Source organism: Streptomyces sp., from assembly GCF_035563135.1.
Lineage (GTDB): Bacteria > Actinomycetota > Actinomycetes > Streptomycetales > Streptomycetaceae > Streptomyces.
Genome location: NZ_DATMVN010000020.1, coordinates 20,892 through 47,415, shown reverse-complemented (window position 1 = coordinate 47,415; position 26,524 = coordinate 20,892). Strand labels below are relative to the sequence as shown.

The following is a 26,524-nucleotide window of genomic DNA, read 5'->3' as shown; positions in this document are numbered from 1 at the left end:
ACACACCCAAGGAGACACCGGACATGATCCCCCGATCCCCCGCACCGGCAGCCCGCCGTCGGCACCGAGGGGGCGCGCGATGAGGGTTCTGCTGCTCGGAGCGAACGGATTCCTCGGCCGCTTCGTCGCCGACCGCCTGCTCGCCGACCCCGCCGTGCACCTCACGGCACTCGGCCGCGGCGACGACGCCGACGTGCGCTTCGACCTCGCGGGCGGCAGCCCCGGAGCGCTCACCCGCTTCCTGGACGCCGTCCACCCCGGGGTCGTCGTCAACTGCGCGGGCGCCACCCGCGGTGGCGCCCGCGACCTGACCCGCCACAACACCGTCGCCGTGGCCACCGTCTGCGAGGCCATGCGCCGCAGCGGTTGCAGCGCACGGCTCGTCCAGGTCGGCTGCGCGTCCGAATACGGGCCCTCGCAGCCGGGTTCGTCCACGGCCGAGGACGCGGTGCCCCGCCCGGGAGGCCCGTACGGCGTCAGCAAGCTCGCCGCCACCGAGCTGGTCCTCGGCTCCGGTCTGGACGCGGTCGTGCTGCGGGTCTTCTCACCCGTGGGGCCCGGGACCCCGGCCGGCTCCCCGCTCGGCAGGCTGGCCGAGACGATGCGCCGCGCCATGCAGACCGGCGACCCCGAGCTCAGGCTCAGCGGCCTCGGGGTGCAGCGCGACTTCGTCGACGTACGCGATGTCGCGCGTGCCGTGCACGCCGCCTCGCTCTCCGCGGCCCAGGGCGTCGTCAACATCGGCACCGGCAGGGCCGTACGGCTGCGCGACGCGGCGGCGGTCCTCGCCAGGGTCGCCGGCTACGCGGGCGCACTCCACGAGCTCGACGCGCCCCCCGGACGGCTGCCCATCGGTGCCCCCCGTGCGTCGACGGAATCGGTCGTGGAGCACCTCGCGGCGACCCCGTCCCCCTACCCCGACGGCTGCGGAGCCTGGCAGCAGGCCGATGTGCGTACCGCCCGGGACCGGCTCGGCTGGCGTCCCCGCATCAATCTGGAGGAATCCCTCGCGGACATCTGGATGGAGGCGGCGTGCCGCATCTGACCAGCGCCGGCTCCACCCTGCGGACCGGCGGCACGGAACACTTCGGGGTCGGGGTGCCCGGCTACGCCCATCCGCTGCTCGCGCCCGCCGCATGGGCCCGGCTCAGCCGGCCGGGCACCCCGCTGCACTGGGCCGTCCTCAACATCGACAACGGGCCGGGCGCCCGGCCCGACCCGTACTGCCTGGAGGCGGCCGGCCGGCTCCGCAACGCCCGCGAACGGGCTCTGCACGGAGACGCGCCCGAGGACACCGTCCGGGCCTCGGGCGGCAGGCTGCTGGGCCACATCGACCTGGCCTTCGGCAGCCGCCCCTTCGGGGAACTGGTCGCCGAGGCCCAGTCCTACCTCGACCGGTACCGCGTCGGCGGCTTCTACCTGGAGCACTGCCCGGCCGAACGCGGCGAGCTCCCGGCGGTCCGCCGGCTGACCAGCACGCTCTTCGCGCTCCTGGCCGACAGCGACAGCGCGGACGAGGAGGGCGGACGGATGGTCCTGGGCCACGGCACCCACCCGCACCCGGGTTACGCCGAGGCCGCCGACCAGCTGGTCACCTTCAGGGGCCCGTGGACCGACTACCGCTGGTCGCAGGTGGCCGAGTGGACCGCGGCGTACGAACCAGGGCGCTTCGCGCACTTCGTCCACGGACTCCCGCGCACGCACCTGGAGGAGGCCATGCGCATCGCCCGCTGGCAGGGCGCCGGCACGATCTTCTTCACGGACCGGGACGGCACGCACGGGCAAACCGACCCATTCGCGGCACTGCCCAGCTACTGGGACGAATTCGTCTCGCGGATCGGACCCGGTATCTCGGAATGAGGAGCGGCGTGGCAGTGTTACGGGAGAACAACCGTACGTAGATGAAGTACGTAGAAACCGACCACCTGCATTGTTGAGGTTCCTGTGTCGCTGCCACCCTTGGTCGAGCCAGCTGCTGAGCTCACCGTCGACGAGGTCCGCAGGTACTCCCGCCACCTGATCATCCCGGATGTCGGGATGGACGGACAGAAGCGGCTGAAGAACGCGAAGGTGCTCTGTGTCGGCGCCGGCGGCCTCGGCTCGCCGGCTCTGATGTACATGGCCGCTGCCGGCGTGGGCACGCTCGGCATCGTCGAGTTCGACGAGGTCGACGAGTCGAACCTGCAGCGCCAGGTCATCCACAGCCAGGCCGACATCGGCAAGTCCAAGGCCCAGTCGGCCAAGGAGACCGTGCAGGGGATCAACCCCCTGGTGAACGTGGTCCTTCACGAGGAGCGGCTCGAAGCCGACAACGTGATGGACATCTTCGCCCAGTACGACCTGATCGTGGACGGCACGGACAACTTCGCCACCCGCTACCTCGTCAACGACGCCGCGGTCCTGCTGAACAAGCCGTACGTCTGGGGCTCGATCTACCGCTTCGACGGTCAGGCGTCCGTCTTCTGGTCCGAGCACGGTCCCTGCTACCGCTGCCTCTACCCGGAGCCGCCGCCCCCCGGCATGGTCCCCTCCTGCGCCGAGGGCGGTGTCCTGGGCGTGCTCTGCGCGTCGATCGGCTCCATCCAGGTCAACGAGGCCATCAAGCTGCTCGCCGGCATCGGCGACCCGCTGGTCGGCCGTCTGATGATCTATGACGCGCTGGAGATGCAGTACCGCCAGGTCAAGGTCCGCAAGGACCCCGACTGCGCGGTCTGCGGCGAGAACCCCACCGTCACCGAGCTCATCGACTACGAGGCCTTCTGCGGCGTCGTGTCCGAGGAGGCCCAGGAGGCGGCGGCCGGTTCCACGATCACTCCCAAGCAGCTCAAGGAGTGGATCGACGGCGACGAGAAGATCGAGATCATCGACGTCCGCGAGCCGAACGAGTACGAGATCGTCTCGATCCCGGGCTCCCGGCTGATCCCGAAGAACGAGTTCCTGATGGGCAGCGCCCTCCAGGACCTTCCGCAGGACAGGCGCATCGTCCTGAACTGCAAGACCGGTGTCCGCAGTGCCGAGGTCCTCGCGGTCCTCAAGTCGGCGGGCTTCGCCGACGCGGTGCACGTCGGCGGCGGCGTCATCGGCTGGGTCAACCAGGTCGAGCCGGAGAAGCCGGTCTACTAGACCTGCGGCGTGATGTACGAAGGGGCCGGTTCCTCCGCGGAGCCGGCCCCTTCGCGCATCCGGCCTCCGTGACCTGCGGATCGCGTCCGTGTCCCTGACGGCGTTCGTCGTGCCGAGGCGGGGGAGCGGGACGGGGGAGAGGCGCCGGCAGCCGGCGCCGAAGTCCGCGTCGTCCGCGAGGAACGCCGTCAGCAGGGCCGCGGCGCCGGCCCGGGACCGTCCCCGTACGCGCAGGTGCGCCGCCTCCTCCGTGCCCGGAGGCCGCCACCGGAGCGTCCCGGGTGGCGCCGGTCTCCGGCCGTCCAGCGGCCGGTCACCCGCAGACCGTTCCCGGCTCCGGGACCTTCCCTTCGAGCAGATAACCGTCCACAGCCCGCTGCACGCAGGTGTTGCCGCCGTTGTACGCCCCGTGGCCCTCGCCCTTGTAGGTGAGCTCGATCCCGACCCCCTCGCCGAGCTCGGCGGCCATCGCCTTCGCGCCGGCGTACGGCGTCGCGGGGTCCCCGGTGTTGCCGATGACCAGGACCGGGGCCGAACCGGGTGCGCTGACGTCCGGGGTGTCCCAGGCGCCCGCGACGGGCCAGCCGGTGCAGGACATCAGCCCCCAGGCCAGGTAGTCCCCGAACACGGGGGAGGCCTTGCGGAATTCGGGGAGGGCCTTCCTGGTCTGTTCCAGGGTGAACCGCTGCTCGGAGTCCGCGCAGTTGATGGCCGTGTTGGCGGCGTTGGAGTTGTCGTAGCGCCCGTCCTCGGAGCGGCCGTTCAGGGAGTCGGCGAGCGCCAGCAGCAGACCGCCGTTGTCGCCGTCCGCCTCGTCCAGGCCCTGTTCGAGCAGCGGCCAGGTCTCCTCGGAGTAGAGGGCCGACGCGATGCCGGTGGTGGCCTGGGTCTGCGTCAGCTTCCGCTCACCGAGCCCGGGGACGGGCTTCTTCTCCAGCTGGGCGAGGAGACCGGCGATCCACTCCTGGACCTCCTGCGCGGAGGAGCCGGGGAGCTTGCAGTCGTCGCGTTCGGCGCAGTCGGCGGTGAAGTTGTCCAGGGCGAGCTGAAAACCCTTGGCCTGGCCGAGCGAGGACTGCAACGAGTCCTCCCCCGGGTCGACCACGGCGTCCAGGACGGCCCGGCCGACGTTCCCGGGATACAGATGGGCGTAGACGCCGCCGAGTTCGGTGCCGTACGAGATCCCGAAGTAGTACAGCTTGTCGTCGCCGAGCACCTGGCGCATCAGATCCATGTCCCGGGCCGCGTTCGTCGTGCCGAGGTAGGGCAGCTCGTCCCCGGAGTTCTCCTCGCAGTCGGCGATGTAGGACTTCTGGTCCTCGACGAACGCTTTTTCCTCCTCGGCGTCATCCGGCGTGCCGTCCTGTTCGTACCGGGCGTCGAGCGTCCTGTCGTCCGAGCACTCCACACCCTCGCTGCGCCCGACCCCGCGCGGGTCGAAGCTCACCAGGTCGTAGCGGGTGCGGAGCGTGTCGTACGCGGTACCGAAGGACGGCAGCGTGGCGACACCGGAGGCGCCCGGTCCGCCGAAGTTGAAGATCAGCGAGCCGATCCGCCGGTCCTGGTCCCTGGCGGCGGCCCGGACGAGCGCCAGTTCGATGGTCCGGCCCCCGGGGTCGGCGTAGTCGAGGGGGACGTCCATGAAGGAGCACTCCCAGGCGGCCCCGCCCGGCAGCGGTGAAGGGGACGCGCCACTGCCCTGGGCCTGGTTGGGGGCCGGGCAGGGCTTCCAGTCGAGCTTCTGGGAGGTCAGCTCCCGTGTCGTCGCGGTGGGGGCCGCCGTCGACGCGGCCGACGGGGCGGACCTCTCCGTGTCCCCGTCGCCGCCGTCGTCCGAACACGCGGCCAGCGGCAGCAGCACGGTGGCGGTGGCGGCGAGGGCAGCGGCACGCAGAGCGGGAGAGGTCCTCATGGACCCATCGTGCGGCGGGGCGCGGGGGAACGCGCGGGGCGCGGTCCATGCGAGTGGCGCGCCCCCGCAGGTGCGTTCCGGAGCCGTGCTCCGAAGCCCGTGTTCCGGAGCCGTGTTCCGGAGCCCGTGTTCTAGAGCTCTCCCTTACGGGTCAGCTGGTTGAAGCAGATCCAGCCGGGGAGCACCGGCAGCCACAGCGTCATCACGCGGTACAGCAGCACCGCCGGAGCCGCGACCTCCTTCGGGAGGCCCACCGCGATCAGGCCCAGGGTCAGCGCGCCCTCGACCGCGCCCATACCGCCCGGGGTGGGCGCCGCGGAACCGAGGGCGTTGCCCGCGAGGAAGACCACGGCGATGCTGGCATAGCTGAGCTGGGGGACGTCGGGGCCGCTGAACGCGCGGATCGACGCGTCGAGACAGAGCACGAACAGGCCGGTCAGCAGCAGCATGCCGCCGATGCCGGTGACCAGCTTCTGCGGACGCTGCACCACGTCGAGCATGCGGGGCACCACGCCGGCGAACAGCGACCGCACCCGGGTGACGACGAACTTCCGCATGAACGGGATCGCGGTCACCACCAGCACGAGGACGGCGACCGTGAGCAGGCCCGCGATGACCGTCCTCGACGGGGTGAGCGAGTCCGGGGTCTTCTCCGTACCGGTCAGATATCCGAAGAGGGCGAGCAGCACGATGTGGCAGCCGAGCCCGAACAGCTGGGACGCGCCCACGCTCGCGACGGCGAGCCCCGGGCGCACCCCGGCACGTTGCAGGAAGCGCGTGTTCAGCGCCACACCGCCGACCGCCGCGGGGGCCACGATCTTCACGAACGACCCGGCCACCTGCGCCAGCACGGTCTTCCCGAAAGACACCCGCTCGGGCACGAAACCGAGCAGGCTCATGGCGGCGGCGACGTAGCTCAGGGCCGAGAAGCCCAGCGCCGCAGCCACCCAGCCCCACTCGGCCTGCTCCACGACCGTGCCGAAGTCGGCCTCGGTGACCTGCGAGATCAGGAAGTAGGCGGCGATCGCACCCGCGATGAAACTGAAGAGCGTACGCGGCTTGATGCGCTCCAGCCGGACCGGTTCGACCGGCGCCTGCGGCCTGATCAGCAGCACCTCGCGGCGGATCTGGGCCAGCATGTCCTCCTCGCGGGCCTCTTCCAGGGCATCGTCCATCGCCCGTTTCTCGGCCTGCTTCTCCGTGCGCAGCGACTTGCGGACGGCCTTGCGGTCGCCGGTCTCCGAGCCCTGCTCCCCGGCCTTGGTCTGCTTCGCCGCCTGCGAGGCCTCCAGCACCGCCTCACGCTCGCGCTGCGAACGCTCCCGGGCGAGCCTGCGCAGTGTCGCCCGGGTGGAGCGGCTGAGCGCGATCGGCTGGAGCAGCGGCAGGCAGTCGGCGACGGCATCGGGCCCGAGCACGGCGAGCGCCCCGGCGACGGCCCGTTCGGCGCCCACCCGCAGACCGGTGGTGGTGAGCAGCTGGGCGACGTCCATGCGCAGGATCAGGTCACCGGCCGCGATCTCGCCGCCCCGGAGGTCGGTGACGAACACCGTGCCGGAACGGTCCACCAGAATGGCGTCCCCGGTGAGCCTGCGGTGCGCGATCCGCCGCGACTGGAGCGCCTTCACCTGCCGCCAGGCACCCCGCACCAGGTCGTCGGTGATCTCCTCGTCCTCCATCGCGTCCAGCGAGCGCCCGCCGATGTGCTCGTACACGAGCATCACGGCGTCGGGTCCGAGCTCGGACGTGGCGATCAGCTTGGGCGCGTTGGCACCGGCGGCGATCGCCGCGTACGCGAGGAGCGCCTCCTGCTCCAGGGCCTGGCGCAGCGACTGGATGGAGCGGCGCTGGGTGATGCTGCGGAGGGTGAGCCTGCGCCACACCCGGTAGAAGAAGCCCTGGGCCTGCTGTTCACGGTCGACGACCGTGACGTCCAGCGGTGGCCCTTCCTCCAGGGTGACCAGATATCGGCGGCCCCGGTCGCTCTGCTCGACGTGGTCGGGGCCGTCCTCGGTGCGCATCGCGGCGACCGGACGGAAACCGACGTGGCGCAGACCGGCCATCAGGTGCTGGCCGGTCGGGCGGACGTTCGGTGAGCCGACCGCGTACAGCGTGCCGTAGGCCACGGTCCAGCCGATCAGCACCGTGAGGACGATCGAGAACGGGGTGGTGTAGCCGCCGACCAGCATGGCGAAGGCGTCCAGGAGCAGCACCACCCACAGCACGACCCGCCAGCGCGGTCTGCGGGCCATCCCGACCGCCGTCATGTAGGCGATGACGGGCGCGAGATACCCGTGCACGGGATCGGTGAGCGCGTCACCCGGCTGGGGCTGGGTCAGGGCCTCCCGGATCGTCCCGGGAGCCGACCGGGCGACCCAGAGGTCGGTGGCCAGGGTCACCCCGTGGGCCAGCACGGCGGCCAGCACCCCGTCCGCGATCCGCAGCCCGTCGCGTTTCACCAGACGCTCGATCGCGAAGGCGACCGGCACGAGGAGCACGGCGATGCTGGACACCAGGCCCGCGATCTTGATCAGCAGATCCGGGGCCTGGTCGGTGCCCTTGGAGATGTCGTCCTCGAGGCCGGTGGTGGTTCCCTGGGCGAACGCGGCGAGGAAGAACAGCAGAGCGATCGCCAGGACTCCGACGAGGAGCCGCAGCAGATCGGAGGGGCGGTGGACCCGGGCAGGCAGCAGGGGCTCGTCGCCCGAGACCCGGTCGGTCAGACCGGCACCGTCCGACGCGAGGGTCGAACCCGAGAGGTGTTCCTGGGAGTGCTCCGGAGCGCCCTCGGCCTCCGGAGCGCCTGCGGTCCGGGTGTCCGGGACACCGGGCGCGTCCGGGCGCGGCTCGGCGTCAGAGGCGTCCGCCGCCTTCGGTGGCTGCACGCCCTGCTCCTTAGCCTCTGATGAATCTTCGTGTTCTCGTATCACCGGTCACCGCCCGCATGATGGTGGCACGGCCTGCAGACAGAGGGGGGCATCAGGGTGCATTGCACGGGCGCGATGCGCAACATACGCAGCTTCGCCGACACGCGCACGGCGTGTGACCGGCACGGCACCGGGCAGGGCCGGTCGGCCGGATACGGCCGGTTGACCGGGCAGGGCCGGTCGACCGGGCACGGCCGGTTGACCGGGCACGGCCGGTGGACCGGATACGGCCGGTTGTCGGTGGCATACGGCAGGATGGGCCGGATGAGCGAAGACCGGACCAGCGGCAGCCGGACCGGGGCCGCGCCCGCCGCCCCCGTGACCGCCGAGCTGCCCGTCTACGCCGAGCGGGTCCTGGACGTGGCGGACCTCGTTCCGCCCGGCCGCGTCATGACGTACGGCGACGTCGCGGAATGGCTCGGTGACGGCGGGCCGAGACAGGTCGGCCGGGTGATGGCCCTGTACGGCTCCGCGGTGCCCTGGTGGCGTGTGGTGCGCGCCGACGGGCTCCTGCTGCCGGGCCATGAACTGCGGGCACTCGCCCACTACCGCGAGGAGGGCACCCCGCTGCGCGCGTCGCCGCGCGACACGGACGGGCACGTTCCGCGCCTCGACATGAAGCGCGCGCGATGGGACGGCGTGACCGGGCGCCCGGGCGGGGAAGCCCACGCCTGACAGCGTCCGCCCCCGTGCCGCGTCCGGACGGGCGCCGGGCCGGTGAACGGGACGCACCGCCGCGGCGGACTCCACGCGGGGCGGGGGGCGATGTGACGCGGGACGCGTCCCGCCGCCTGATTTCCGCCTCCCCGCTGGCGTAGCGTCGTCCACACGCGGCACGCTCCGCTCCCTCATCCGTCCCCCTCACCCTCGGACCGTCTCCACCAGGCCCCCGGCTCAGCACCGTCCAGCAACCATCGCACCCGGCCCGTCACCCCACGGCCGGTGACCGCGCAGACCCAGTACACCCACCAGGACCGGCGATCCACGTGAGCTCCTCCTCCACCACCCGGAACAGCCCGCACCGTCAGGCACGACGGCGGGCCCCGGGCGCGTACCGGCTGGTGCGCACACCGCCGGGCTCCGTGGACCCCCCTCTCCTGGACGCACCGCAGCGCGCCGTGGTTGATCACCGGGACGGCCCGCTGCTGGTCCTCGCCGGACCCGGCACCGGCAAGACCACGACGCTGGTCGAGGCGGTCGCCCGGCGTGTGGCGCGGGGGGCCGACCCCGCCCGCATCCTCGTCCTCACCTTCAGCCGCAAGGCGGCGGTCGAACTGCGCGACAGGATGGCGGCCCGGCTCGGCGGCACCCGGGGCCCGCAGGCCACCACCTTCCACTCGTACTGCTACGCCCTGGTCCGCGCGCACCAGGACGCCGACCTGTTCGCCGAGCCGCTGCGCCTGCTCTCCGGGCCCGAGCAGGACGTCACCGTCCGCGAACTCCTCGCCGGCCAGCTCGGCCTGGAACAGGCAGGGCTGGCCCATGTCCGCTGGCCCGACGAGCTGCGGGCCTGCCTGACCACCCGGGGCTTCGCCGACGAGGTGCGCGCGGTGCTGGCCCGCAGCCGTGAACTGGGCCTCGGCCCGGACGCGCTGGCAGCCTTCGCCCGCCGCACCGGCCGCCCCGACTGGAGCGCCGCCGCCCAGTTCCTCGCCGAGTACCTGGACGTCCTCGACGCCCAGGGCGTCCTCGACTACGCGGAACTGGTCCACCGGGCGGTCCTGCTCGCCGAACGCCCGGAGGTGGCGGCGGCACTGGCCCGCAGTTACGACGCGGTCCTCGTCGACGAATACCAGGACACGGACCCCGCCCAGGTCCGGCTGCTGCACGCGCTGGCCGGGAACCGGGGAAGCACCGCGCCGGGCGCCGGCGGAGGCCGGACGCTCATCGCCTTCGGCGACCCCGACCAGTCGATCTACGCCTTCCGGGGCGCCGATGTGAACGGCATCCTGGAATTCCCGGACGCCTTCCGCCGCGCCGACGGGGCGCCCGCCCCCGTCGGGGTCCTCACCACCTCGCGCCGCTCCGGCGCGAAGCTGATCGAGGCCACCCGGCTGCTCACCCGCCGGATGCCGCTCACCCGCCTGCCCTCGGACAAGGTCCGCGCCCACCGCGAGCTGTCCGCCGTGCGCGGGGGCGGCCGCATCGAGACGTACACCTATCCGACGCCCTCCACCGAGCTGGAGAACATCGCGGATCTGCTCCGGCGCGCACACCTGGAAGAGGGCGTGCCCTGGAGGGACATGGCGGTCCTCGTACGCGCCGGCGGCCGCTCGGTGCCCGCCGTGCGCCGGGCGCTCACCTCGGCCGGGGTCCCGCTGGAGGTCGACGGCGACGACCTCCCCCTGCGCCACGAGCCGGCCGTCGCCCCGCTCCTGACCGCCCTGCGCACCGTCGCCACGGCGGCGCTGCACCCCACCGAGCCCGGAGACCCGCAGGACGGGGCCGGAACCGACGGCGACCGGGCGGCACCCGGCCGGCTCGACACCGAGACCGCCCTCGCCCTCCTCACCTCGCCCCTCGGCTCCATGGACGCCGCCGACCTGCGCCGGCTCGGCCGCGCCCTGCGCGACGAGGAGAGAGCCGGCGGGAACCGTCTGCCGCCACCGTCCGGGGAACTCCTCGCCCGGGCGCTCGCCGAGCCCGAACGCCTCGTCACGCACGACCCGGCGTACGCCCGCGGAGCCCAGCGGCTGGGGGCGCTCCTGCGCAAGGCCCGGGAGCTCCTCGAGGGCGGCGGCACCGCCGAAGAGGCCCTGTGGACCCTGTGGAACGGCACCCCCTGGCCCGGCCGCCTGGAGCGGGCCGCACTGCGCGGCGGTGCGGGCGGCCGGAACGCCGACCGGGACCTCGACGCCGTGTGCGCCCTCTTCGAGACCGCCGCACGTGCCGAGGAGCGCACCGGGGGGCGCGGCGCGCTCAACTTCCTGGAGGAGATCGACGCCCAGGACATCGCCGCCGACACCCTGTCCCGGCGTGCCGTACGCCCCGACGCCGTACGCCTGATGACCGCGCACCGCTCCAAGGGCCTGGAGTGGCGCCTGGTCGTCGTCGCCGGGGTGCAGGAGGGGCTCTGGCCCGACCTGCGCCGCCGGGGCTCACTCCTGGAGGCGGACCGGATCGGACGCGACGGTCTCGCCGAGCCCCTCACCCCCGGGGCCCTCCTGGCCGAGGAGCGCCGGCTGTTCTACGTCGCCGCCACCCGGGCCCGTGAACGCCTCGTCGTCACCGCGGTCAAGGCGCCCGCCGACGACGGCGACCAGCCCTCGCGCTTCCTCACCGAGCTCGGCGTCGAGCCCCGGGACGTCACCGGGCGCCCCCGGCGTCCGCTCGCGGTGGCCTCGCTCGTCGCCGAACTCCGGGCGACGACCGTCGACCCCGCCGCCTCGGAAGCCCTGCGTGACGCAGCCGCCCGCCGGCTCGCCCGGCTCGCGGCGCTCACCGACGACGAGGGCCAGCCGCTCGTGCCCGCGGCGCACCCGTACCGCTGGTGGGGGCTGGACGAACCGACCCGCTCCGAGGTCCCGCTGCGCGACCGGGACCGTCCCGTCGCGCTCTCCGGCAGCGCGCTCGACCAGCTCGCCAACACCTGCGCCCTCCAGTGGTTCCTGGGCCGGGAGGTGAAGGCCGACGCCCCGGCGACGGCGGCGCAGGGCTTCGGCAACGTGGTCCACGTCCTCGCCGACGAGGTGGCCTCCGGACGTACCGCCGCGGACCTGGACGTCCTGATGGAACGCCTGGACTCCGTGTGGGACGGCCTGGTCTTCGACGCCCCCTGGAAGTCGCAGCAGGAGAAGGACCAGGCACGCGCCGCACTGGAACGCTTCCTGCGCTGGCACGTCATGGACCGGGCCGGCCGCACCCCCGCCGCCAGCGAGCACGACTTCGACGTCACCCTCGAAGCGGGCGAGTACGCGGTACGCATCCGCGGCTCCATGGACCGCGTCGAACAGGACGCCGAGGGCCGGGCCTACGTCGTCGACTTCAAGACCGGCAAAGGAGCGCCCACCAAGGACGAGGTGGCCTCCCACCCCCAGCTCGCCGTGTACCAGCTGGCCGTCAGGGAGGGCGCCGTCGACGAGGTCTTCGACGGCCGCCGCCCGGAACCAGGAGGCGCCGAACTCGTCCAGCTGCGCCAGCCCGCCCCCAAGAAGGAGGGCGGCGACGCCCTTCCGAAGGTGCAGGCGCAGGAACCCCTCTCCGGGGAATGGGTCTCCGGCCTGCTGGCCACGGCCGCCGGCCGGGTCCTGGACGAACGGTTCACCCCCACGACCGGCCGGCACTGCACGCACTGCGCCTTCAAGGCCTCGTGCAGCGCACAGCCCGAAGGCCGGCAGATCATCGAATGACCGCCCCGGCGCGGACCGCGCGGGACCGCCTTGTCGGTGAGTCCGGATAGCCTCTTCGGGATGTCCTCCCGTATCAGTGATCCCGAGCAGCTCAAGGAGCTCCTCGGGATCCCCTTCACCCCCGAGCAGACGGCCTGCATCACCGCGCCGCCCGCCCCGCAGGTGATCGTGGCCGGAGCCGGCTCCGGGAAGACCACCGTGATGGCCGCCCGGGTGGTGTGGCTGGTCGGGACCGGGCAGGTCGCCCCGGAACAGGTCCTCGGCCTCACCTTCACGAACAAGGCCGCCGGTGAGCTCGCCGAGCGGGTCCGCAAGGCCCTCGTCGCGGCCGGGGTCACCGACCCGGACGTCATCGACCCGGACAGCCCCCCGGGCGAGCCCAGCATCTCCACGTACCACGCCTTCGCAGGCCGCCTCCTCACCGACCACGGCCTGCGGATCGGCCTTGAACCCACCACCCGCCTCCTGGCCGACGCCACCCGCCACCAGCTCGCGGCCCGCGTGCTGCGCGAGGCACCCGGCCCCTACCCCGCGCTGACCCGCTCCTTCCCCACCCTCGTCAGCGATCTGCTGGCCCTGGACGCCGAGCTCGCCGAACACCTGGTCCGCCCCGAGCAGCTCGCGGAGCACGAGACCGGGCTCCTCCAGGCCCTGGAGACGGCACGGCTCACCAACGCCGAACTGCGCAAGATCCCCGAGACGTCCGGGGCGCGCCGCGAGCTCCTCGAACTGACCCGCCGCTACCGGGCCGCCAAGCGCAGCCGCGACCTCCTCGACTTCGGCGACCAGATCGCCCTCTCCGCCGAGCTGGCCCTCACCCGGCCCGAGGTCGGCGCCATCCTCCGCGACGAATTCCGGGTCGTCCTGCTCGACGAGTACCAGGACACCTCGGTGGCCCAGCGCCTGCTCCTGGCCGCGCTGTTCGGAGGGGGAGGCGAGAGCGGCACGGCAGGCCACGCCGTCACCGCCGTCGGCGACCCCTGCCAGGCCATCTACGGCTGGCGCGGCGCCTCCGTGGCCAACCTCGACGACTTCCCGCACCACTTCCCGCACGCCGACGGCACCCCGGCCACCCGCTACTCCCTCAGCGAGAACCGCCGCAGCGGAGGCCGCCTCCTCCACCTCGCCAACGGCCTCGCCGAACCCCTGCGCGCCATGCACGAGGGAGTCGAAGCACTGCGCCCCGCCCCCGGAGCGGAGAGGGACGGCACGGTCCGGTGCGCCCTCCTGCGCACCCACGCCGAGGAGATCGACTGGCTCGGCGACTCGCTCGCCCACCTCGTACGGACAGGCACGGCACCGGGAGAGATCGCGGTCCTGTGCCGGACCGCGGGAGACTTCCCCCGCATCCAGGCCGCCCTCGTCGCCCGGGACATCCCCGTCGAGGTCGTCGGCCTGTCCGGACTGCTGCACCTCCCCGAGGTCGCCGACCTCGTCGCCGTCTGCGAGGTCCTCCAGGACCCCGGGGCCAACGCCTCCCTGGTCCGGCTGCTCACCGGACCGCGCTGGCGCATCGGGCCGCGGGACCTCGCCCTCCTGGGACGCCGCGCCCGCCTCCTCGTCCACCGCGCCGCCTCCGGTGACGGCGCCGACCCCGACCGGCGTCTCGCCGAGGCCGTCGAGGGCATCGACCCCGCCGAGGTGATCTCGCTCGCCGACGCCCTCGACACCTTCCTGGAGTCCGGCGGGGCCGAGGACGACCAGCTGCCGTTCTCGGCGCAGGCACGCATCCGCTTCGCCCGCCTCGCCGCCGAACTCCGTGACCTGCGCCGCTCCCTGGCCGACCCCCTCATGGACGTACTGCACCGCGTCCTCGCGACCACCGGCCTCGAAGTGGAACTCTCCGCGTCACCGCACGCCCTGGCCGCACGCCGCCGCGAGACCCTCGCCAATTTCCTGGACGTCGCGGCCGGCTTCGCCGCGGTGGACGGGGAAGCGACCCTGCTCGCCTTCCTCGGTTTCCTGCGCACCGCCGCGCAGTACGAGAAGGGCCTGGACAACGCCCTGCCCGGCGGCGAGAACACCGTCAAGGTCCTCACCGCCCACAAGTCCAAGGGCCTGGAATGGGACGTCGTGGCCGTCCCCGGCCTCGTCGGCGGACAGTTCCCCAGCACACAGTCCCGGGACGCGTGGACCTCGCAGCCCCAGGTGCTCCCGCACGCCCTGCGCGGCGACGCGGCCACGCTCCCCGATCTCCACTCCTTCGACGCCAAGGGCCTCAAGGCGTTCAAGGAGGAGATGAAGGCGCATCAGCACACCGAGGAGCTCCGCCTCGGCTACGTCACCTTCACCCGCCCCCGCAGCCTGCTGCTCGGCTCCGGCCACTGGTGGGGGCCCTCCCAGAAGGAGCCCCGCGGCCCGTCCGCCTTCCTGGACGCACTGTACGAGCACTGCGCGGCCGGGTACGGCGAGATCGAGGCCTGGGCGGACGAGCCCGGCGAGGACGAGGAGAACCCGGCGCTCCAGGAGAAGGACGCCGACCAGGCCTGGCCGCTCCCGCTCGACGCCACGGCGACGGCCCGCCGCCGCGCCGCCCGGGACACGGTGCTGGCCCACCTGGAGGCCCTGGCGGCCACGCCCGTACCGGAGGCGTACGAGGAGCCGGCGCACACCGGGGACCTCCGGTACGCCCAGGAGCCGCCGGACGAGGACGAGCCCCCGTACGAGGAAGAGCCCCCGCACGAGGACGAGCCCCCGTACGAGGAAGAGGTGCCGCCGTACGACGAGGTGGACGCTCCGTACGACGACCCGTTCCCGGACGGTGAGCCCGCCACGTCCACCGAGGAGGGGCCGTCACCGGACGGCGCCCCGTACCGCGACGCCGAGCAGGCCGCGGACGGTCCCCGGCCCGGCCCGCGCCCAGCGGCCCCCGCGCCGTACGTCCCGGCCGCCCGCGCCCCGGCGGACGCGCTCCTCCCCCCGGCGGACGCGGGTATCACCCAGGAGGACGCGGGCCTCACCCCGGAGGAGTCGCGCACGCTCGCCTCCTGGGACCGCGATCTGGACGCCCTCGCCGGGGAGCTGCGCCGTGCCCGTGCGGCCGTACGGGACGTCGTCGTGCCCGCCGTACTCTCCGCCACCCAGCTCCTGCACCTCGCCGACGACCCCGAGGGCTTCGCACGGGAGCTCGCCCGGCCCATGCCCCGCCCCCCGCAGCCCGCCGCCCGCCGGGGGACCCGCTTCCACGCCTGGGTGGAGTCCCGGTTCGAGGAACTGCCGCTGCCCATGCTGGGCCCCGACGAACTCCCCGGCGGCGACGGGAGCGACGCGGAGATCGCCGACGAGCGCGACCTCGCCGAACTCAAGGAAGCCTTCGGGCGCACCGCGTACGCCCGGCGCACCCCGTACCGCGTCGAGACACCGTTCCAGATCACGCTCGGGGGCCGGGTGATCCGCGGCCGGATCGACGCGGTCTACCGCACGGGCGACACCTACGAGATCGTCGACTGGAAGACCGGCCGGCACCGCGCGGCCGACCCGCTCCAGCTGGCCGTCTACCGCCTGGCCTGGGCCGAACTGCACGGCCTGCCGCTGGAGGCGGTCACCGCGACCTTCCTGTACGTACGCACCGGGGAGACGTCCCGCCCCGCCGGCCTGCCGGGCCGGGAGGAGCTGGAGAAGCTCCTGCTGGACGAGCCACCTCCGCAGGGCCGATAGGCTCATGAGCATGAGCGACACCCCGGACAGCGCCGTCCGTACGTACACCGAGCAGCACCGCACGGCCTTCCTCGACGACCTCGCCGAGTGGCTGCGCATCCCGTCCGTCTCCGCCCAGCCGGAGCACGAGGCGGACGTACGGCGCAGCGCCGAGTGGCTGTCGGACAAGCTCAAGGAGACCGGGTTCCCGGTCTCCGAGATCTGGGAGACGGCCGGCGCCCCTGCGGTCTTCGCCGAGTGGCCGTCACAGGATCCGGACGCGCCCGTCGTCCTCGTCTACGGCCACCACGACGTGCAGCCCGCGGCCCGCGAGGACGGCTGGAACAGCGACCCCTTCGACCCGGTGATCCGCGACGGCAGGATGTACGGACGAGGCGCGGCCGACGACAAGGGCCAGGTGTTCTTCCACACACTCGGCGTCCGGGCCCACCTCGCCGCCACCGGCCGCACGAGCCCCGCGGTGCATCTCAAGCTCCTGGTCGAGGGCGAGGAGGAGTCCGGCTCGCCGCACTTCCGCGCGCTGGCCGAGGAGCGGGCCGCCCGCCTCGCGGCCGACGTCGTGATCGTCTCCGACACCGGCATGTGGGACGAGAACACCCCGACCGTCTGCACCGGCATGCGTGGCCTCGCCGAATGCGAGATCGAACTGTTCGGCCCCGGCCAGGACATCCACTCCGGGTCCTTCGGCGGCGCCGTCCCCAACCCCGCGACCGCGCTCGCCCGGCTCGTCGCCGCTCTCCACGACACGGAGGGCAGGGTCGCGGTCCCCGGTTTCTACGACGGGGTCGCCGAACTCACCGGCACCGAGCGCGCCCTCTTCGCCGAGCTGCCCTTCGACGAGGACACCTGGCTGCGTACGGCCGCCTCGCACGCCACCGCGGGCGAGGCGGGCTACTCCACCCTGGAGCGCGTCTGGGCCCGCCCCACCGCGGAGGTCAACGGCATCGGCGGCGGTTACCAGGGGGCGGGCAGCAAGACCGTCATTCCCTCGTCCGCCCTGGTGAAGCTGAGCTTCCGGCTGGTCGCCGGGCAGGACCCGGAGCGCGTCCAGGAAGCGGTCCGCGCCTGGGCCGAGGCCCGGATCCCGGCCGGAGTCCGCCACCGGATCGCCTTCGCCCCCGCCACCCGCCCCTGTCTGACACCCCTGGACCACCCCGCCCTCCAGGCGGTGGCCCGCGCGATGGGCCGGGCCTTCGGGAAGAAGATCCTCTTCACCCGCGAGGGAGGCTCGGGCCCCGCCGCCGACCTGCAGGACGTACTCGGCGCACCCGTCCTCTTCCTGGGCATCTCCGTACCGTCCGACGGCTGGCACGGCCCCGACGAGAAGGTCGAGCTCGACCTCCTCCTCAAGGGCGTGGAGACCACCGCCCACCTGTGGAGCGAGCTGGCCGACGCACTCCGCTGAATCTCTGAACGCCCGATCCGCCCCCGGGGGAGTAGGAAGCACCTGTGAGCACCTTCGACAACGCCACCGCAGACCGCCCGATCGGTCTCACCGCGCCCAGCGGCATCGACCGCGCCGCGCACCACCGGCTCGACGAGGCCTGGCTCGCCGCGGCCTGGAGCCACCCGACGACCAGGGTCTTCGTCGTCTCCGGAGGCCAGGCGCTCATCGACGACACCCCTGACGGTGGCACCGAGCTCGTCATGACGCCCGCCTTCGAGGCGCCGGTCACCGAGACCCACCGCTACTTCCTGGGCACCGACGAGGACGGCGTACGCTACTTCGCGCTCCAGAAGGACTCCCTCCCGGGCCGCATGGACCAGTCCGCACGGCCCGCCGGTCTGCGTGAGGCCGGGATGCTCCTCGGCCCGCGCGACGCCGGGCTGATGGTGCACGCGGTGGCACTGGAGAACTGGCAGCGGCTGCACCGCTTCTGCTCACGCTGCGGCGAGCGCACCGTCATCGCGGCGGCCGGGCACATCCGTCGCTGCCAGGCCTGCGGGGCGGAGCACTACCCGCGGACCGACCCCGCGGTGATCATGCTGGTCACGGACGAGCAGGACCGCGCCCTGCTCGGACGCCAGGTCCACTGGCCCGAGGGCCGCTTCTCGACCCTCGCCGGCTTCGTCGAGCCCGGGGAGTCGATCGAGCAGTCCGTGGCCCGCGAGGTGTTCGAGGAGGCAGGGGTCACCGTCGGCGAGGTCGAGTACATCGCCAGCCAGCCCTGGCCGTTCCCCTCCAGCCTCATGCTCGGCTTCATGGCACGCGCCGTGTCGTCGGAGATCACCGTGGACGGTGAGGAGATCGAGGAGGCCCGCTGGTTCTCCCGCGAGGACCTCACGGCCGCCTTCGACTCGGGCGAGGTGCTGCCCCCGTTCGGAGTCTCGATCGCGGCGCGTCTGATCGAGCTCTGGTACGGCAAGCCGCTCCCCAGGCCGGGCAACGCGGCCTGAGCGGCCGCCGGTGTGCGACGCGAAGGCCCCCGCCACGGCGGGGGCCTTCGTCACAGGGAGCGCGGTCAGACGCCGAGCGCCTGCTTCACCTGGGCGAGGCTCGGGTTCGTCATCACGATCTCGGTGCCACCGCCGGAGGGAACCACCTGAACGGTCGGAACCGTCTGGTTTCCGCCATTCGCCTTCTCGACGAAAGCTGCCGAAGCCGGGTCGTGCTCGATGTTGACCTCGGTGTACGCGATGCCTTCGCGATCCATCTGTCCCTTGAGCCGGCGGCAGTAGCCGCACCACGTGGTGCTGTACATCGTCACAGTGCCCGGCATGTCGTCGGCGCTCCTTCTGTCTGGTCCGTCCCGCTGAACGCGGGGCGCACGCACGCGTACGTTCCCGCATGGAGGGAACGCACGGGAACGGACCACCATTCCCCGCGGCCTCCCGCCGGTACGACGAACGGCACCCCCTGTGGACAACCGCCGCAGCGGCCCCTCGCGACCTGGCAGCATGGCGGGGTGACAGCAGCAACGCACTCCACCCTCTTCCCACAGGTCCCCGACTCCGCGGACGCCGTACTCGACGGGCTCGACCCGGAGCAGCGCGAGGTCGCGCTGGCCCTCGACGGACCCGTGTGCGTGCTGGCCGGAGCCGGTACGGGCAAGACGCGGGCGATCACGCACCGCATCGCCTACGGGGTGCGCGCGGGGATCCTCCAGCCGGCGACCGTGCTCGCCGTCACCTTCACCAACCGGGCGGCCGGGGAGATGCGGGGCCGGCTCCGCCAGCTCGGCGCGACCGGTGTCCAGGCCCGGACGTTCCACTCCGCAGCACTGCGTCAGCTCCAGTACTTCTGGCCGAAAGCAGTCGGTGGTGAGCTTCCGCGTCTGGTGGAGCGCAAGGTCCAGCTGGTCGCCGAGGCCGCGGCCCGCTGCGGGATCCGGCTCGACCGCAACGAGCTGCGGGACGCCACCAGTGAGATCGAATGGGCCAAGGTCACCCAGACCGTCCCCGCCGACTACCCGGCCGCGGTGGTGAAGACCCAGCGGGACGCGCCGCGCGATCCGGCCGAGCTCTCGCAGATCTACGCGATGTACGAGCAGCTGAAGCGCGACCGGTCGGTGATCGACTTCGAGGACGTGCTGCTGCTCACCGTCGGCATCCTCCAGGACCGCCACGACATCGCCGATCATGTGCGCCGCCAGTACCAGCACTTCGTCGTCGACGAGTACCAGGACGTCAGCCCGCTCCAGCAGCGGCTCCTCGACCTGTGGCTGGGCGACCGGGACAATCTCTGCGTCGTCGGCGATGCCGGCCAGACGATCTACTCCTTCACCGGCGCCACCCCGGACCACCTGCTGAATTTCCGCACCCGTCATCCGGACGCGACGGTGGTCAAGCTGGTGCGGGACTATCGCTCCACGCCCCAGGTCGTCCACCTGGCCAACGGCTTGCTGAGCCAGGCCCGGGGCAAGGCCGCCGAGCACCGGCTGGAGCTGGTCTCGCAGCGTGACAAGGGCCCCGAGCCCGTCTGCACGGAGTACGCCGACGAGCCCGCGGAGGCGGAGGGCACCGCGCGCCGGATCCGTGATCTGATCGCCGCCGGGGTCCCGGCCGGTGAGATCGCCGTGCTGTACCGGGTCAATTCCCAGTCCGAGGTCTACGAGCAGGCCCTCGCGGACGCAGGCGTGCCTTACCAGCTGCGCGGCGCCGAGCGTTTCTTCGACCGTCCGGAGGTGCGGGAAGCGGGCGTCGCCCTGCGGGGTGCCGCCCGCGCGGGAGGCAACGACTCGTTGCTCGACGGAGCCGACGATCTGCCTTCCGAGGTGCGGGCGGTGCTCTCCACCAAGGGCTGGGCCTCCAAGCCGCCCGCCGGCTCGGGAGCGGTGCGGGACCGCTGGGAATCCCTCGCCGCGCTGGTGCGACTGGCCGAGGACTTCGAACAGGCCAGGCCGGGCGCGACGCTCTCCGATCTCGTGGCCGAGCTGGACGAGCGGGCGGCCGCCCAGCACGCTCCCACGGTGCAGGGCGTCACCCTGGCGTCGCTGCACTCGGCGAAGGGGCTGGAGTGGGATGCCGCGTTCCTCGTCGGCCTCACCGAGGGCATGATGCCGATCGCCTACGCCAGGACGGACGAACAGGTCGAGGAGGAACGCCGGCTGCTGTACGTCGGTGTCACCAGGGCCCGTTTCCACCTCTCGCTGTCCTGGGCCCTGTCCCGGTCGCCGGGTGGCCGCGGGAACCGCCGCGCGACCCGTTTCCTCAACGGGCTGCGGCCGGGCTCGACCGCCCTCGGCACGCGGGGGGGCGCCGGGGGGGCCGGCGGCATCGACCGCGGTTCCCGTGCGGGTGCGGGCGGCGCGGGCACGGAGGCGCCGGCCCGGCCCGGCCGGAGGGGCCCGGTGCGGTGCCGGGTCTGCGGCAGGACGCTCACCGAGGCCGGTGAGATGAAGCTGATGCGCTGCGAGGACTGCCCCTCGGACATGGACGAGGCGCTGTACGAGCGGCTGCGTGAGTGGCGGGCCGACCGGGCGAAGGAGATCAGCCAGCCCGCCTACTGCGTCTTCACCGACAAGACACTCATGGCGATCGCCGAGGCGGCGCCGGGGAGCGAGGGCGAGCTCGTCGTCATCCCCGGTGTCGGCAACCGGAAACTGACCAGGTTCGGGGCCGACGTGCTGGCCATCTGCGCAGGCCGGACGGTGGGTCAGGAGCCGGAGGAAGGTGGCGTCGATGTGTGAGAAGAACTCGTCGAAAAAATAGTTTGCGCCCGCAGCGGCAAGCACCATAGGTTCTTAACCACGGGAACAGCGACTTCTCTGAAGCCCTGACTCCGTGCTGTACTTATCCGAATACCGCAGGATCGGCCCCGGCCGGTCCCTTGAGACGCCGAGAGGAGGCGATTGTCGTGATCAGCATCATCAACACCATCAAAATGACCGATCCGTCGGTCGTCTCCGCCTGCTCGCTCGGCCTCGTCCGCTCTTCGGAGCTCTCGCTTCGTGGCATCCGTGTGTCCGGCGTCTCCGCCGTCAGCCCGCTGTCCCTGGCGAGCCTGCCCGTGCGGGAGCGCAATGAGCGACCGACCGAGGCACCGGAAGCAGCAGTAGTGAAGGGACAGGCCTCGGCCTATGCCTTTGCGGCAGCCGGTGCCGGAGCCAAGAAGCAGACGACGCAGCACCACCACACGATGTGGGCCTTCCGTGGGCCTGAACCCTGGAGTGATCCAGCCTGATCCGATCAGGCCGGCGCCTTCAGGGCCGCGGAACCCCACTCGGGATCCGCGGCCCTTTTGTTTTGTCCGAACGGACGAGACGAGACGAAGGAGCCTCGGGACAGCAGGACCTGGTACCAGCCGCCAACCGGCCAACAGGCCGGCACGACCAGACGAGGACAACGCCACCGTGCAACTCGAGACGCACGCCCCGTCCGTACCGCCTTCCGACACGATCTCCCCGCCCGGCCTCACGGAGGACTCCACCTTGCTCCCCCTCACCGCGCTCACCGCGCTCGACGACGCCATCGAGAACCTCGGCGTGCCCGTGCCCTGCCGTTCCTACGACCCGGAGGTCTTCTTCGCCGAGTCGCCGGCCGACGTCGAGTACGCCAAGTCCCTCTGCCGGACCTGCCCGTTGGTCGAGGCCTGCCTGGCCGGAGCCAAGGAGCGGCGCGAACCGTGGGGTGTCTGGGGCGGCGAGCTCTTCGTCCAGGGTGTCGTCGTCGCCCGCAAGCGTCCGCGTGGCCGTCCGCGCAAGAACCCGGTCGCGGCGTGACCGCCGGCCTGGGGGTCACGGCCCCCGCAGGAAGCAAGCGCATCGGAACCATCGACCGTCCCCAGACTCATGACCCCCGGAATCAGGCACCAATGACCACCACCACGAGGGAGCCCGTCGGCTCCGCGACCCCGGACGCCACCATCATCGGCGCGAACGACTCGCGTCAGAACAGGACCCGCGAAATGCAACTCATCCCAGAAGCCCTGGCCCGTGCGCATATGCACGACCGCCTGAGGGAGGCCGAGGAGGGACGTCAGGCAGTCCGCCTGATGGCCGCCCGGCGGATGCAGCGCCGTGCGGAGCGTGCCTCGATGCGCGCCCGCCGTGCGCTCGCCATGGCCGTCATGCACTGACAGATCCACCAGCAGTACGGCTGCCGGGCCACCGCTCGGCCTCTCAGGCAGCCACTCTCCCCTGCTGCGGGGCCGGCCCGGTCGGGCCGGCCCCGCAGTGCGTCGCCCGCGTGAGCCGCCCGGTCCACGGAGGTACGGCCCCGACGCGGCCGAGGAGACTCAGAGGTCGCTTCGCCCCGGTGTTTCATCGCGATATCGGCTGGTTCACCCGTGAGGCCGGGTCGCGTCACGCAAGGGTGTGCTCGCTGGTGGAGCGGCGGGCCATGCGGTCGGTCACGGCCATGCGGAACGTGGCTTCGGAGTGGGCGGGGAAGGCCTCGCAGTCGCGGGCCGGGGGTGTCGGCGCGAAGCACCGCGCGGCGACCACGTGAGATCCGGCCGTGAAGACATCCGGGGAGCCGGCGCGGCACTCTCATGGTCTGTTGACGCTGCTGCTCCGATCACAGTCGGCCGGGTGGCCTGCCGGCCCGCGACGGACCGGAGGAAGCGCCCCACATGCGAGAACGCCGATCACCCGTGATGCTGACGGGAACCGGGCGCTGTTCGGTGGGGCTGAACCCTGTGCCTGACGAGAGAGAGGACGTCCGATGGCGGACAAGGACAAGAACAAGGACAAGAAGCTGTCCCGTGGGGACGATGTCACGTGGAGGAGTCACGGCCAGGAGGTCGACGGCACCGTCACCCGGAAGGTCGCCGAGCGGACCGAGGCCGCCGGCCGGACCGTGGACGCGTCCCCGGACGAGCCGCAGTACGAGGTGGAGAGCGACAAGACAGGCAGGACCGCGGTCCACAAGCCCGGGTCGCTGCGCAAGAAGGGCGGCGGCTCGTGAGCGGCGCACGGGACGAAGAGCGGCAGGAGACCCTCGACCGCTTCGGTGAAGCCGTCAACATGTCCCCCGGCGAGCTGGAGAAGTGGCTGGAGACGGAGCAGTCGCAGGCGGTGGGGCAGAAGAACGGCGGCGAAGAGTCCACCGGCCACGCTTCCGGTCGCCGGATCGTGGAACTGCTGCGCACCAAGAAGGCCGACCTGAGTGACGACGACCTCGCGCATATGCGCAAGGTCGTCGGCTATGTGCACAGGCACAAGGAACAGCGCCCCGAGGGGGACACCGCCGACACCCCGTGGCGCTACTCGCTGATGAACTGGGGTTGCGACCCCGAGAAATAGATCCCGTACGCCGCCGGCCCGCCTGGGGGAGGGACGAAGGCCTGGCTGTCGCGAGCGTTCCCGCTGCGTGAAGGACGATTGAGGCCGAAGCTGGAGGAAGAGGATTTCGAGGGCGTTCGGCCGGGAAGCCGGATTCCCGGCAAGCTGACCTGATTCCTCCGTACGGAGCGAGGGAGCGATCACCATGTCGAAACCGCAGCAGCCCGAGCAGAGGCGCAGTGACAAGGGCGGGGCCACGCCTCAGGACAGTGCCGAGCTGAAGGCGAAGCAACCGGGGACGCCCGGGGGCGGCGGCCGGGCACACGGCTCGGACAAGGAAGGGGCGAAGGGCGGCGGCCGCGGCGGCGGTACTCCGCCCGAGCAGCAGCCCGGCCATCCGTGACCACACCGTCGAGCAGCTGACCGCTGCGCGAGCCCCGCACGCCGTCGATTCGCCGCTGTATGCGCAAGCGGCACCCCGATGCCGTACGGCCCGCCGTCCCGGGCTCCCGCAGTGGGGCTCCGAGCGGCTGATCCACGAGTCTCCCGGCCCGGGGCGAGGGCCGGATCTGCCCGTGGCCGAACGGCCTGCCGCACCGGGGGAGGGGCGGACGCTGCTCATCCCGTGGACCTGGCCACTGTCCTCCGAGAGACGCGTCCTTGGGATGACCAGCCGCTCCCGGCACTTCCTCGACCGGATGGGTCACCTTCGTCCGGGGCAGGAAGAGCGCCGGAACGACATGCCGGTCAAAGTCGCCCCGGTGCACGAGGAGGTCAGCACACATCATGTCGACGAAGCGCTACGCCGTGGCTGCCTCCGGGCAGTGGTGGGACGAGGAGAGCAACCAGCGGATTCCTTCGGGTGAGGTGCACGCATGGGAGCAGGGGAGGAACGGGACTGTGTGCGGGCTGTCCCTGAGCCGTTCCGAACTCGTACGTTTCCCGCACATCGTCTGGCACGAGACATTCCCTGAGTCCGGAGGCGCCGCGGACCGCGTGCAGCGCGTCTGCCCCCGCTGCGGCGCTGCCGTGGGGCGCCGAGGCCCTGACGCCCGGCCCCCCTGGCAGCGCATCAATCCACGTCCGTAGGGCCCGGCAGGGCCCGGTCCGCCGCTGAGGACGTCACGTGCCTGGGCGGGTCCAGGCCCCTCCCGTCAGCCCGGTGGTCCGCGTCCACACCGCCCTTCGCCCGAGTCGTGGATCATTCGGAATGAGCCGCAGTGGTGGCTGTCGGCCGGCACTGTGCAGCCCTGGGCAACGGGGTCGAGGCCGCCCCCGGGCGTGTGCCCGCAGCGCCGCCGTCGCAGGGCCGGGCTCCTCGCCTGAGGCCTGGCTGTGCTCGATGGAGAACGGCAGCCGTCAGTACATCTGTGACGACTGCACACACCCGCATCAGGGCGATCGAGAGCCGGCTCGACTCCGCCTGGTGGCGGCCGTCGGGCGTATGAGAGGGCGGGCCGCCTCCTACACCTCGACCGCCGCACCCTCCTCGGCGCTGTCCTCGTCCGGTTCGTACTCCAGGAATCCCGGCAGCCAGCACTCCAGTTCGTCCCGGAGACGGACGGTGGCGCCCAGCTGGCACAGAACGCCGATCGTGCTCAGCGTCACACGGTGAATCAGCAGATAGGACGGAGGCAGATTCAGCTGCTTGCCCAACTGATGTGCCGGGGAGCGGGGGTCGGCGATCCGGGCGGCCTGGCCGCGCAGCCAGGAGCGGGTGAAGGTGAATTCGTCCGCCTGCGCCGGCTCGATGATGGGGAGCAGGTAGTCGAGCACGGCGTCCGGTTCGAGATCGACCGACTCCCTGACGAAGCCGGCCTCACGAAGCATGGCGTAGACGGCGTCGGCGTCCCCGTCCAACGTCATCCGCAGGGCGTTGCCGATGGTTTGCGGCAGACCGTCCGGAAGCCGGTCCACCGTACCGAAGTCCAGCACTCCCAGACGCCAGAGGCCCGAACCCCCCTCCTGCTCGTCCATCTCACCGGCAGGCACATCCGGAGCGGGCACAGCTGCCGGGGGGAGCAGCCGGAAGTTTCCCGGATGGGGGTCGGCGTGCAGCAGACCGGTGCGCGCGGGCCCCGAGAAGAGGAAACGCGCCAGCAGCTGGCCCGCCCGGTCGCGCTGTTCCGTCGTGCCGTCAGCGATCACCTCCGACAGCGGAATTCCCTCGATCCACTCCGTCACCAGAACCTGTTCGGACTGATGCACCACTCCCGGGACCACCACATCCGGATCGTCCTCGAACTCCGCCGCGTGCTCCTGCTGGGCCCGGGCCTCGAGTTCGTAGTCCAGCTCCTCGGACACCCGGTCGCGCAGCTCCGTGATGAGCGGCTTGATGTCCATTCCGGGAACCAGCGGGCCGAGCAGCCGCGCGAAGCGGCTGAGCTGGGTGAGATCGGACAGCAGCGCCTCCCCGGCGCCGGGGTACTGCACCTTCACGGCGACGTCGCGTCCGTCGTGCCACACGGCGCGGTGGACCTGCCCGATCGAGGCCGCGGCGGAGGGCCGGTCCTCGAACTCGTTGAAGAGCTCCCGCCAGTCCTCGCCGAGCCGCTCCGCCAGTACCGCGTGGACGGTGCGGGCCGGCATGGGCGGGGCTGCCTCCTGCAGTTTGGTCAGTGCCGCCCGGTAGGGGCCCGCGACGTCTTCGGGCAGCGCCGATTCGAAGACGGACAGCGCCTGCCCGAGCTTCATCGCACCGCCCTTCAGTTCGCCGAGCACTTTGAAGAGCTGATCGGCCGTGCGCTGCTGGACCTCGCGTGCCACTATCTCGGCGGATCTCCCGCCGATCCGCTTGCCCAGACCCCATGTGGCACGGCCGGCGAAGCCGAGCGGCAGCGCTGCCAGCTTCGCGGTACGGGTGACCGCCTTCCGGGGAAGATCAGACATGTG

At 72.3% G+C, this 26,524-nt stretch carries 21 protein-coding genes; 16 read left to right on the top strand and 5 right to left on the bottom strand.

Annotated features, from left to right (window positions below; genetic code table 11):
* The first annotated feature begins 79 nt into the window (after positions 1 to 79).
* From VN520_RS01240 to moeZ, 3 genes are all read left to right on the top strand, one after another.
* The gene (locus tag VN520_RS01240; RefSeq protein ID WP_325744936.1) at positions 80 to 1,045 is read left to right on the top strand and encodes an NAD-dependent epimerase/dehydratase family protein; all 966 of its coding nucleotides are present in this window, start codon (positions 80 to 82) and stop codon (positions 1,043 to 1,045) included.
* The gene (locus tag VN520_RS01235) at positions 1,033 to 1,860 is read left to right on the top strand and encodes a spherulation-specific family 4 protein (RefSeq protein ID WP_325744932.1); all 828 of its coding nucleotides are present in this window, start codon (positions 1,033 to 1,035) and stop codon (positions 1,858 to 1,860) included. The genes VN520_RS01240 and VN520_RS01235 overlap by 13 nt, the downstream gene beginning before the upstream one ends.
* Before the next feature lie 84 nt (positions 1,861 to 1,944).
* Entirely contained in the window at positions 1,945 to 3,123 is a 1,179-nt protein-coding gene (moeZ, locus tag VN520_RS01230) for an adenylyltransferase/sulfurtransferase MoeZ (RefSeq protein ID WP_325744931.1), read from the top strand.
* Positions 3,124 to 3,436: 313 nt separating this feature from the next.
* Here the strand turns inward: moeZ and VN520_RS01225 are convergent, their stop codons facing one another.
* Together VN520_RS01225 and VN520_RS01220 are read right to left on the bottom strand one after the other, a co-directional pair.
* Entirely contained in the window at positions 3,437 to 5,035 is a 1,599-nt protein-coding gene (locus VN520_RS01225; RefSeq protein ID WP_325744930.1) for an alpha/beta hydrolase, read from the bottom strand.
* A gap of 131 nt (positions 5,036 to 5,166) precedes the next feature.
* Positions 5,167 to 7,920, bottom strand: coding sequence for a lysylphosphatidylglycerol synthase domain-containing protein (locus VN520_RS01220; protein ID WP_325744929.1), 2,754 nt, complete (start codon positions 7,918 to 7,920; stop codon positions 5,167 to 5,169).
* A 117-nt stretch (positions 7,921 to 8,037) separates the two neighbouring features.
* Here VN520_RS01220 and VN520_RS01215 point away from each other — a divergent pair, with 117 nt between their 5' ends.
* From VN520_RS01215 to nudC, 5 genes are all read left to right on the top strand, one after another.
* Positions 8,038 to 8,637 carry an MGMT family protein gene (locus VN520_RS01215; RefSeq protein ID WP_414719747.1) on the top strand — a complete coding sequence of 200 codons (600 nt, stop codon included), beginning with the start codon at positions 8,038 to 8,040 and terminating at the stop codon, positions 8,635 to 8,637.
* A gap of 311 nt (positions 8,638 to 8,948) precedes the next feature.
* Complete coding sequence (locus tag VN520_RS01210; RefSeq protein ID WP_325744928.1) at positions 8,949 to 12,311, top strand: ATP-dependent DNA helicase; 3,363 nt, start codon at positions 8,949 to 8,951, stop codon at positions 12,309 to 12,311.
* 60 nt (positions 12,312 to 12,371) lie between these two features.
* Positions 12,372 to 15,968, top strand: coding sequence for an ATP-dependent DNA helicase (locus VN520_RS01205; protein WP_325744927.1), 3,597 nt, complete (start codon positions 12,372 to 12,374; stop codon positions 15,966 to 15,968).
* Positions 15,969 to 15,978: 10 nt separating this feature from the next.
* Positions 15,979 to 17,373, top strand: coding sequence for a dipeptidase (locus VN520_RS01200; RefSeq protein ID WP_325744926.1), 1,395 nt, complete (start codon positions 15,979 to 15,981; stop codon positions 17,371 to 17,373).
* Positions 17,374 to 17,417: 44 nt separating this feature from the next.
* The gene (nudC, locus tag VN520_RS01195; protein ID WP_325744925.1) at positions 17,418 to 18,365 is read left to right on the top strand and encodes an NAD(+) diphosphatase; all 948 of its coding nucleotides are present in this window, start codon (positions 17,418 to 17,420) and stop codon (positions 18,363 to 18,365) included.
* 65 nt (positions 18,366 to 18,430) lie between these two features.
* On the opposite strand, the gene VN520_RS01190 is transcribed toward nudC, so the two are convergent.
* Entirely contained in the window at positions 18,431 to 18,688 is a 258-nt protein-coding gene (locus VN520_RS01190) for a mycoredoxin (protein ID WP_325744924.1), read from the bottom strand.
* A 186-nt stretch (positions 18,689 to 18,874) separates the two neighbouring features.
* Here VN520_RS01190 and VN520_RS01185 point away from each other — a divergent pair, with 186 nt between their 5' ends.
* From VN520_RS01185 to VN520_RS01170, 4 genes are all read left to right on the top strand, one after another.
* Positions 18,875 to 21,097: an ATP-dependent DNA helicase UvrD2 gene (locus VN520_RS01185; protein WP_325744923.1), complete on the top strand. Its 2,223-nt coding sequence runs from the start codon at positions 18,875 to 18,877 to the stop codon at positions 21,095 to 21,097.
* Positions 21,098 to 21,264: 167 nt separating this feature from the next.
* Positions 21,265 to 21,591 (top strand): hypothetical protein, encoded by a 327-nt coding sequence (locus VN520_RS01180; RefSeq protein ID WP_325744922.1) that lies wholly within the window; start codon positions 21,265 to 21,267, stop codon positions 21,589 to 21,591.
* Positions 21,592 to 21,760: 169 nt separating this feature from the next.
* Positions 21,761 to 22,129 carry a WhiB family transcriptional regulator gene (locus VN520_RS01175; protein WP_325744921.1) on the top strand — a complete coding sequence of 123 codons (369 nt, stop codon included), beginning with the start codon at positions 21,761 to 21,763 and terminating at the stop codon, positions 22,127 to 22,129.
* Positions 22,126 to 22,485, top strand: coding sequence for a hypothetical protein (locus VN520_RS01170; RefSeq protein ID WP_325744920.1), 360 nt, complete (start codon positions 22,126 to 22,128; stop codon positions 22,483 to 22,485). The genes VN520_RS01175 and VN520_RS01170 overlap by 4 nt, the downstream gene beginning before the upstream one ends.
* Positions 22,486 to 22,711: 226 nt before the next feature.
* Here the strand turns inward: VN520_RS01170 and VN520_RS01165 are convergent, their stop codons facing one another.
* Positions 22,712 to 22,852, bottom strand: a complete 141-nt coding sequence (locus VN520_RS01165; protein WP_325744919.1) for a hypothetical protein — start codon at positions 22,850 to 22,852, stop codon at positions 22,712 to 22,714.
* A 220-nt stretch (positions 22,853 to 23,072) separates the two neighbouring features.
* Here VN520_RS01165 and VN520_RS01160 point away from each other — a divergent pair, with 220 nt between their 5' ends.
* The 4 genes from VN520_RS01160 to VN520_RS01145 all read left to right on the top strand — a co-directional run bounded on the left by VN520_RS01160 (position 23,073) and on the right by VN520_RS01145 (position 24,721).
* Positions 23,073 to 23,315 (top strand): DUF2945 domain-containing protein, encoded by a 243-nt coding sequence (locus VN520_RS01160; RefSeq protein ID WP_325744918.1) that lies wholly within the window; start codon positions 23,073 to 23,075, stop codon positions 23,313 to 23,315.
* Positions 23,312 to 23,653 (top strand): DUF3140 domain-containing protein, encoded by a 342-nt coding sequence (locus tag VN520_RS01155; protein ID WP_325744917.1) that lies wholly within the window; start codon positions 23,312 to 23,314, stop codon positions 23,651 to 23,653. Before VN520_RS01160 ends, VN520_RS01155 begins: the two co-directional genes overlap by 4 nt.
* A gap of 184 nt (positions 23,654 to 23,837) precedes the next feature.
* Positions 23,838 to 24,035 (top strand): hypothetical protein, encoded by a 198-nt coding sequence (locus tag VN520_RS01150; protein WP_325744916.1) that lies wholly within the window; start codon positions 23,838 to 23,840, stop codon positions 24,033 to 24,035.
* Between the two features lie 383 nt (positions 24,036 to 24,418).
* On the top strand, positions 24,419 to 24,721 hold the full coding sequence (locus tag VN520_RS01145) for a hypothetical protein (protein ID WP_414719746.1): 303 nt from the start codon (positions 24,419 to 24,421) through the stop codon (positions 24,719 to 24,721).
* A gap of 375 nt (positions 24,722 to 25,096) precedes the next feature.
* Here the strand turns inward: VN520_RS01145 and VN520_RS01140 are convergent, their stop codons facing one another.
* Positions 25,097 to 26,521: an AarF/ABC1/UbiB kinase family protein gene (locus VN520_RS01140; RefSeq protein WP_325744915.1), complete on the bottom strand. Its 1,425-nt coding sequence runs from the start codon at positions 26,519 to 26,521 to the stop codon at positions 25,097 to 25,099.
* Positions 26,522 to 26,524: the final 3 nt, after the last annotated feature.